Annotated in this window: 8 protein-coding genes; 5 read left to right on the forward strand and 3 right to left on the reverse strand. The window is 70.2% G+C overall.

The annotated features are described in order from the left end of the window. Window positions 1-568: 568 nt before the first annotated feature. A complete protein-coding gene (locus E6J59_15025) occupies window positions 569-994 on the forward strand; it encodes a hypothetical protein (protein TMB18126.1) in 426 nt (141 codons plus the stop codon). A 225-nt stretch (window positions 995-1,219) separates the two neighbouring features. Then, on the forward strand, window positions 1,220-1,597 hold the full coding sequence (locus E6J59_15030) for a CSLREA domain-containing protein (GenBank protein TMB18127.1): 378 nt from the start codon (window positions 1,220-1,222) through the stop codon (window positions 1,595-1,597). A 134-nt stretch (window positions 1,598-1,731) separates the two neighbouring features. Here E6J59_15030 and E6J59_15035 read toward each other — a convergent pair whose 3' ends face one another. The 3 genes from E6J59_15035 to E6J59_15045 all read right to left on the reverse strand — a co-directional run bounded on the left by E6J59_15035 (window position 1,732) and on the right by E6J59_15045 (window position 5,479). Further along, window positions 1,732-2,448, reverse strand: a complete 717-nt coding sequence (locus E6J59_15035; protein TMB18128.1) for a hypothetical protein — start codon at window positions 2,446-2,448, stop codon at window positions 1,732-1,734. Between the two features lie 218 nt (window positions 2,449-2,666). Then, entirely contained in the window at window positions 2,667-4,451 is a 1,785-nt protein-coding gene (locus E6J59_15040) for a hypothetical protein (protein TMB18129.1), read from the reverse strand. 35 nt (window positions 4,452-4,486) lie between these two features. Next, the gene (locus E6J59_15045) at window positions 4,487-5,479 is read right to left on the reverse strand and encodes a hypothetical protein (GenBank protein TMB18130.1); all 993 of its coding nucleotides are present in this window, start codon (window positions 5,477-5,479) and stop codon (window positions 4,487-4,489) included. 211 nt (window positions 5,480-5,690) lie between these two features. Here E6J59_15045 and E6J59_15050 point away from each other — a divergent pair, with 211 nt between their 5' ends. The 3 genes from E6J59_15050 to E6J59_15060 form a co-directional block, all read left to right on the forward strand. After that, window positions 5,691-6,212 carry a helix-turn-helix transcriptional regulator gene (locus E6J59_15050; GenBank protein ID TMB18133.1) on the forward strand — a complete coding sequence of 174 codons (522 nt, stop codon included), beginning with the start codon at window positions 5,691-5,693 and terminating at the stop codon, window positions 6,210-6,212. Continuing rightward, entirely contained in the window at window positions 6,209-6,820 is a 612-nt protein-coding gene (locus tag E6J59_15055) for a hypothetical protein (GenBank protein TMB18131.1), read from the forward strand. Before E6J59_15050 ends, E6J59_15055 begins: the two co-directional genes overlap by 4 nt. A 15-nt stretch (window positions 6,821-6,835) precedes the next feature. Further along, window positions 6,836-7,301: flotillin family protein (locus E6J59_15060; GenBank protein ID TMB18132.1), on the forward strand; the 466-nt coding region annotated here is incomplete at its 3' end.

The raw sequence follows: 7,301 nt of genomic DNA on the forward strand, positions 1-7,301 counted from the left end.
CGCGGCCGCCCTGCCCACCGCGCCCGCGGCGGCGGATGCGGGGGAGAGAGCGGCGGCCGAGAGGCACCGCCGCGCCGAGCTGCCGGGCGTCGCGTGAGCACGGGGAGATCCACGCGCCGCCGGTAGGGTCTACTGGCGATTCGGCCTCCTCCACGAGAACGCGTGGGGTCGAGGCCGCGGCGGCGGGACGAAGCGACGGAGCATGCTGCGCACCGAAGTAGAAGAAGGCGTGCACGTACTGGAAGCCGTCAGCGTCTTTCTCCTTGACGGGCGCTGCCGTCCCGTCGCTCTTCAGGAACTCGTCGAAGGCCTCTGCCGTCGGGCGCGCTGAAGAAGAGTGCCGCGTTCGCGTTCACAAAGCGCGTGAGGCGCCGCGAAGTGCTGACGCGAGCACCCGGCCACATGGCGGGTCGGTCCGTCGGTTCGAATATCCAGTTGAGAGCTCAGCGAGCCCAAGCGTAAGGCGTCCAGCAGACGTCGTCGCGCGACGCGTCCCCCGGGAGGGTGCCATGCGTCAGTCGCCGCGGCCCGCCCTGGCGGGCCTTGCACTCGCGATCGCGGCCGTCATCTGTCCGCTCACGGCGAAGGCGCAGAAGACGCCCTACCTGGTGAGGGACATCAACACGGCTACCCGGGATTCCTCTCCCGGCCCTTTACGGTGGTGAACGGAACGCTCTTCTTCCCGATTGTGTCCGACGGGATCGAGCCGATCCATGGCAGCGAGCTCTGGAAGAGCGACGGCACGGCCGCCGGCACCGTCCTGGTGAAGGACATCGCGCCCGGGCCGGACAGCTCAGGTCCCAGCGAATTGACCGACGTGAACGGGACGCTCTACTTCCAGGTCTTCGACCCGAGCGGCGGACGCGACTCCGGGCCCCGCGAGCTGACGCGGGCCGGCGGGCGGCTCTTCTTCACCGCCTTCGAGCCGCGCACGGGGCGCGAGCTGTGGGTCCACCGGGCTGTGCGGCAACGGCGCCCTCGACCCGGAGGATGAGTGCGATGACCATGCCGCTCGGCCGTGCGGCGTTCGCGGGCGACGCAACTCTCGACTCCGTCGGCCGACGCCCTGTGGCGCGTGCGGCACCAGCACCCGCGCGCGCTCGGGTCGGGCGGCTGAGCACGGGGGCATCGCCGCGATCGGTGCCGACGTCGGCGGGGGCGACGGCGCCGCCGGCTGCGGGACGGCGCCGCGCAACGGCTTCACGAGGAGGGCGCTTCGATGACTTGGACTTGTAGCATCCTCGTCCCGCTGCTGGCGGCGACGATCACGGGGGCGCAGGCGGCGACCTTCACGGTCGACACCACGACAGATGGCGTCGACGCCGTGCCCGGCGATGGCGTCTGCGCCACCGCCGCTGGCGCCTGCTCCCTTCGCGCGGCGGTGCAGGAGGCCAACGCGCTGGAGGGCCCGGACACCATCGATCTGCCCGCCGGGACCTACGTCCTCACGCTCGCCGGCCCGGCCGAGGACGAGAGCGCTTCAGGCGATCTCGACGTGCACGAAACTCTCACGATCACCGGGGCGGGTGCCGCCACCACGGTCATCGACGGGAACCGGGCGAGCGGGGTGATCGAGGCCGCGGAACCGGGCCCGTAGCTACAGCTCCGGAGAGCGGCGTCGACAACCGGAAAGGGCGGCGGGAGGGCTTGGCGATGTGCCTGCAGGAACGCGACCGAGGTCGGGCGCAGCAGACTCATCGCCGCCCGGCGAGCACGGGCACAGCGGCGAGGCTATCCGCTTGCGATCTGTCTCGGTGTGATCGGGATCGCCGACCGGCGCTCGGCACGGGCGAACTTGTGCCTGTAATACCGCATCCAGAGCATGATCCCAGGCACCCCGAGTGCTGTCGGCCAGAACCAACGCACCAGCGTGGGCAGCCACTCCATCTGCACGACGGAGATGGCGGTGAGGGCTCCGAGGTAGGCGCCGAGCATCCTCGACATATGGAAGAACCACCATTCCCGTTTTTCCTGCGGCGGCCGTATGAACCCGCGGATATCCGTCCACGCAAGCAGCCAGAACAGCGCGGCGAACACCACCATCACCACACCCCTGTCGGACCCGTCACCGCGAATAGCCACGCGCACGGCCACGACGCCGGCCGCGGCCGCCCCGAGCGCCCCCGCCCAATCGATGACCGCCGCTCGGTAGTTCCGTCGCTTGCGAACATGAATGCGATATCCCGACAGCGTCAGGTAGGAGACGACGATCGACATGCAGAAGAGGAATGGGTCGTTCGCGAAGTAGGAAAGCGGCACCGCCGCCGCGAGGACGACGAACATCGACCCGACGAAGATGCGGCCCCAGAGACGGTGCCACCACCCGCCCTTCGTGACCACCATTGCCGCGGGCGCGACCAGCAGCGCGACCAGGCCCAGCACGACGTGCAGGCGGAGCGCCCACTGCTCGACCGGGTTGGACGCCGTCATGTTCATGTTGAAGATCACGGCTCCAGTATGCCACCCGGACGGTTCGATCTGCTATACCTAGAAATCGGCAGCGGGTGCCACGCCGGGCCACCGCTACGACCTCCGGCGGGGGGCAGTGCCCGTGGGCTCGGTGGAGGCTCGTATCTGGCTCCGTAGTAGGGCCTGGGGACCGCCAAGAGGGCGATCCGGAGGCGGGGGCCGGAGTCTGATACGGAGGGGTTGCGTTACTCTGGGCCTCAATTGGGCACTCGACCGGCCGCAATAGCGGCGAAGACGTCGCTGCGCCCGGGGGGACACACCACCCGCGCGAGCGCCCAGCCATCGCGCTCGAGGACGATCTCGATCTCGGGGAGCCGAAGCAGCTCCTCGCGCACCCCGGCGTCGCTCCACTCGGCGGACGGGCGCAGGAGGAGCCAGCGCACATGGGTCATGTCGACGAGCTCGTGGACCGCCTCGGCCGCGGGGAGCCGGTCGATGGCGCTCTGGAGGAGGTCGCGGTGTGCTGCCGGATAGCCGGTGAGCCCGGAGACCAGAGGCAGCCAATGCCGCGTGCTACCGAGCATGGCCTCGCGCTCGAGGCCGTGCCCCGATCGATCGGCGAGCGGTAGCTCGAGCAGGGGCCCGGCGCCGTGCGCCGCCGCCGCGGACCGTACGCTGTCGTAGATGGGGAGCGACTGTGCAGACACCTCGTCGAGGCCCTGGCCGGCGAGCCCCCGGCTGAGCAGGAGCGCGCCCGCAGCGGCCGCCACCAGGGCGCGCGCGGGGCGTCCTCCGAGGATGCCCGCCGCGGCCTCCACGCCGGCGGCGGCCAACAGGGCGGTCCCGAAGCCGGTGAGCACGAGGAACCGGAAGGGCACGCGGAAGAAGCGCAACGGCCACACCAAACTGGCGAGCAGCGGCGGGAGAGTCCCGGGCTGGTAGAGCAGGAACTGCAGCGGCCCGAGCGTCAACACCCCGGCGACGCCGGCGACCAGGAGGCCGCGCAGGGCAAGCGCACGGCCCAGGGACCCACGTGCTGCGAGCGCCAGTAGTCCCAGGCCTGCCAGCGCCAGCGGCACGAGCCCGAACCAGCCCACCATGAGTACGCGCAGGATCGCCAGCGTGACGCGCGCCCAAAAGCTCGAATCGTGGACCATCTCGGACTGGAAGGACTCGCCGTTCCCAAAGAGGGCCGCCCGCACCGCGTCCGCGCCCGGCACGTCTCGATACTCCCAGAGGAGCCCGAGGTCGCTCGTGTAGAGGCCAGTTTCGCCGGCCGCCGCCTCGGGGCGGGCGAAATACGGGCGAGAGACGAGCAGCAACGCACCGAATGTCGCGAGGGCGACACCGGCGGTGAGCAGCGCGAAGCGTGCGCGGCCCGCCCCGGGGCGGCGCCATTCCGCGATCGACCAGATGGCGCAGAGCACCGATGCCATGAGCGCGGCGTAGTACGAGCTGAAGAGAGCGAGGCCGAGCACGATCGCGAGACGCAGGGCCGCCGGGGCGCGCGGACTCTCGCGCAAGCGGAGCAGCGCCAGAGCGACGAGCGGGAGGTAGAAGTTCAAGTACTGGACGATCTGCATGTTGCCCGGCACGCGCAGGGGCCCGAGCGCGAAGGTGAGCGCGCCGAGGACCGCGGCCGGGCGCCCGCAGCCGAGCGCGACCAGCAGGCGGTCCATGGCAAGCGCCGCCAGCGGATAGGAGACGAGCACGACTGCATTGGCGGCGAGCAGAGCGTTCTGCGTCGCCCAGAAGACTGGCGCAAAGAGCAGCTGGCTCGAGAGGAGATGCTCGGTGCCCGCGAGCTGTGCGGGTGCAGGATAGCTCACGTTGGCGTCGAAGAGGTGCGCGCCGGGCGTAACGAGCGCGTGCGCGACCCAGGCGAGCACCCAGGTCTTGAGGCGGGCGTCGGCCGGTGCGACCAGCATCGGGCCGACGGGAATCGCATGGCTCGCAGCCCGCAGCCAGGGCCAGGCGATGACCGTGAACACGGCCGCGTAGCCGAGGAGCGACGGGAGCACCCGGGGCGCGCGCTCTGGCATGCGGCTCTCTCGCTACTGGCCCCTTCCGCCCGTCGTCAAGACGCGTCACCCGTCGGCACGAGACCTGCGTCCCCGAGCCACGCCGCCACCCGCTCGGCCGCGAGGCGGTTCCCTTCGGGGGTGAAGTGCATCTCGCCCCGTATGATGGGCAGACGGGCCGCCCGTTCGCCGAACAGCCACGGGCGCGCGTCGAGCCAGGGCACGTCCTCGCGCTCGAGGAGCTCCGCGAGACGCGGCGAGAGGCGGTACGCCGACGGATCACCGAGCGCTACGACGGCGAGCCGAGCCCCGGCCTCCTGGCTCGCCTGATGGAGCGCGTGCATCTGCTCGGCGAGGCGCGCGGGCCAGGCGCCGGACTCGCCGGTGACCGCCATGCGCCAGAGCCCCGCGAAGCGCGAGAAGATGACGAGCGTACGCGCGAGGTACGACTTCCAGGCGAGCAGTCCCAGGAGGAGGCTCCGCGGCTCGGCCCAGTGGCAGAGCGACTCCTCGAGGTCGTCGGCGTAGAGGAAGAAGAGGACGAGGTCGGGCTGCCACCGGGCGGCGACCTGCCGCAAGCGCGCGACCGAGTCCTCGAGGGACGCGCCGGGCACGCCGAAGTTCAGCACCTCCACCATCCGCGCCCCGCGGCCGGCGAGCGGGCGCTCGAGCTGGGTGGGGAGCGCGTCCTCGACTCGCACGCCCATTCCGTAGGTGTACGAGTCGCCGAGCGCCGCGACACGGAAGACGCCCGGGGGCTTCGCGGGCGGCCGCTCGGGCCCTCGATAACCGTAGGAATTCACCTCCTGCGCCACCGGCGGGATTTTGAGGAACCAACCTGTGTACTCGACCTGCGCCCCGGGCCGCAGCCCCATGCACGATCCCGGCACTGGCTCCCAGACGTCGTAGAGCATCGCCTGCTCCATGCCGCCGAGCACCTGCCGAAGCGCGAACTCGAGCGCCAGCAGCGTCACGATCAGCACAACGAGGTTCCCGATCCACCGCTTCATGCCCGTGCGCGGCCGCGCGCCAGCGACCGTGCGCCGCATTATCACGGGTACCGAGACACACGCGAACGTCGGTCCCCACTACGGCTCGAGACCACCCAGATACACCGCAGCGCGTGGGCCGCCGAAATCTCGAGGACCTGACCCGGGTCAGCAACGCGAAGTCGCGCGGGCCTTTCGTCGCCTCTTGACAGCCGATCGCTAATTGCGATATGACCATCTCCAATAGCGATATGGCGTGGCCAATAGCGATATGACACTCGGCGAGAAGGTCCGCTTCCTGCGCGAGGTCGAGGGGGTCCTGCGTGGCCTCGGGCGGGACGTCACCCAGCTCGAGGTCGTGCGCGAGCTCACGCAGAAGCACGGGCGGTCGATCAGCCAGTCGTACCTGTCCCAGATCGAGAGTGGGGCGCGCCGCCACCTGACCAACTCGACGCGCCTCCTGCTGGCGAAGTTCTTCAACGTTCACCCCGGCTACCTGGTCGACGATCCCGAGGGTTTTCACAACGAGCTCACCTCGGATGCCGGCACGCTGGAGGATCGGCTCGACCTCTGGCTGATCAGCGGCGCCGCGCGCTTCCGCCGCCATCCGGAGGTCAGCCGGGCGTTGCTCGCCGTCGCGCGCCACCGCGATTCGCACCGGTGCCTGGCGCTGCTCGGGGCCATTCTAGAGACCCCCGGGCTCGCGGAGCGCCTGCTTCAGGTCCTCGGGCCCGAGGGGCGTGATGCCGCCCCGACCGGGGCCGTTCGCTCGAAGCGGGGGCGGCCCGCATGACGTGGGCGGACTTCTACCTGATCTGCTTCCTGGTGGGTCTCGTCCTGAGCCTCCTGTCCTTCCTGGGGGGCAGCACCCACTTCCACCTGCCCCACGTCCAGGGACACCACGGCGGGCTCTCCGGCGCCCATGGCGGTCACGCCGGCGTGCGCTCCCGCGGCTCGAGCCTGTCACCGATCAACTTCGCGACCGTCACCGCGTTCCTCGCCTGGTTCGGGGGCACGGGCTACCTGATGTCACACTACTACGGCGTCTGGCTCCTCCTCGGGCTCGGGGTGGCGAGCGCGAGCGGGCTCGCGGGCGCGGCGGCCATCTTCTGGTTCGTCGCCAAGGTGCTGGTGTCGCCGGAGGAGAACCTCGATCCCGCCGACTACGAGATGGTCGGCGTGCTCGGGCGCATCACGAACCCGATTCGACCCGGCGGGACCGGGGAGATGGTCTACTCGCAGGAGGGAACGCGGAGGACCACCGGCGCGCGCAGCGAGGACGGTATCGTCATCGCGAAGGGTATCGACGTGGTGGTCACGCGCTACGAGAAGGGGATCGCCTACGTCCGCCCGTGGGAGAGCATCACCGGCCCCGGCGGGCACGCGGATCACGACCGGTGAGGCAAGGGGGCAATAATGGCTTCGGTGGGTTTCTCCAACGGCGTCCTCGTGATCACGAGCCTGATGGTGGTCGTGACGCTCATGCTACTCACGGTGTTCGCGCGGCTCTATCGCAAGGCCGGACCGCATGAAGCGCTCGTCGTCTACGGCTTTCGCGGCACGCGCATCGTGAAGGGACGCGGCACGGTCATCTTCCCGATGATCGAGAACTGGCACGAGCTGTCGCTCGAGCTCATGTCCTTCGACGTGGCGCCACAGCAGGACGTCTACACCCGCCAGGGCGTGGCGGTCACCGTGGAGGCGGTGGCCCAGATCAAGGTCAAGTCGGACCCGGAGTCGATCCTCACCGCCGCGGAGCAGTTCCTCACCAAGAGCGACGAGGAGCGCGAGGGGCTGATCCGCCTGGTCATGGAGGGGCACCTGCGCGGCATCATCGGCCAGCTCACCGTGGAGGAGATCGTGAAGCAGCCGGAGATGGTCG

Source organism: Deltaproteobacteria bacterium (genome assembly GCA_005879795.1).
GTDB lineage: Bacteria > Desulfobacterota > Binatia > DP-6 > DP-6 > DP-6.